Below are 1,300 nucleotides of genomic sequence, written 5' to 3' on the forward strand. Positions count from 1 at the left end.
TACAATGCCGCCTGTGAACCTTACCTGCAACAGCTTTGCAAAATGCTCAACAGTATGGGGGCTAATATTAGTGGAGTAGGGTCAAACCTATTAAAGATAGAGGGTGTAGATTCACTGGGGGGTTGTGAGCATACCGTTTTGCCCGATATGGTTGAAATTGGCAGCTGGATAGGACTTGCCGCGATGACCCGTAGCGAAATTACCATCAAAAATGTGAGCTGGGAAAACCTGGGAATCATTCCCGATACTTTCAGGAAACTGGGCATCACCCTTGAAAAGCGAGGAGACGATATTTATATTCCCGAGCAAGACCATTATGAAATCCAAAGTTATATTGACGGTTCAATCTTAACCATAGCCGATGCACCATGGCCGGGCTTTACCCCTGATTTGTTGAGTATTGTTTTGGTGGTATGCACCCAAGCCAGAGGCAGTGTGTTGATTCACCAAAAAATGTTTGAAAGCCGTTTGTTTTTTGTGGATAAATTGATTGATATGGGAGCCAAAATAATACTTTGTGACCCGCATAGGGCGACTGTAATTGGCTATGACTTTCAGTCGATGCTCAAAGCCACCACCATGGTTTCACCTGATATCAGGGCAGGTATTGCTTTGTTGATTGCAGCACTTTCAGCAACGGGAACCAGTACCATTCACAACATCGAGCAGATTGATCGCGGCTATGAACACATCGTCGGGAGACTTCAGGCCATTGGCGCAAAAATCACCAGATTGGACTGATACAAAACCGGGTTTAATTTTTACGTTTTTTACTTTCTAACTCGCTAAAAGCCGTTCTTTTTGTCTTAAAATCAATCTTTTATGCCTTAAAGACAGGTATTTTAAGTTATCCTTGTTCAAAGCATACTCATAAGTAGATTTAAATACATTTTCACTTTCTTTAAAGAGCGAACTAATTGTTTCATGTTTGTGTACTGAAAGGCTCTCATTAATGACCAACCATACATTAAAAAACTCTTGATTTGCTACAGCCTTATAATTTTCTTTTGTTAGTATTCTATTTTTCTCTTCCGCTAATTGAGCACTGCACAATAAACTGTTTTTGATACAAGTATCAAGATTTTTTTTGAGGTCTTCATAAACTATCTCATTTTTTACCAATGAATATATAAGGACACGGTCGTTGTTTATCTCTAATAAGTTATCTAAAATTTGTATTTGGGTTTTATTTTTCATGATTTTGAGGTTTTTTGTAAAATTGGGTGTTTTATTAAAAGTTTTTATTCTTGGTAATTAAAGCCATGTTTCCTTTATTGCAAAAATCAGTTTCAAATGGGAG

At 38.0% G+C, this 1,300-nt stretch carries 2 protein-coding genes; one reads left to right on the forward strand and one right to left on the reverse strand.

The window, feature by feature from the left end:
• Positions 1–741, forward strand: a 741-nt coding sequence (locus AC6F75_RS06495) for a carboxyvinyltransferase (protein WP_500714144.1), incomplete at its 5' end; no start/stop codon positions are given.
• 36 nt (positions 742–777) lie between these two features.
• Here AC6F75_RS06495 and AC6F75_RS06500 read toward each other — a convergent pair.
• Entirely contained in the window at positions 778–1,197 is a 420-nt protein-coding gene (locus tag AC6F75_RS06500) for a hypothetical protein (RefSeq protein ID WP_500714145.1), read from the reverse strand.
• Positions 1,198–1,300 lie beyond the last annotated feature (103 nt).

It is taken from the genome of Planktosalinus sp. (assembly GCF_059864935.1).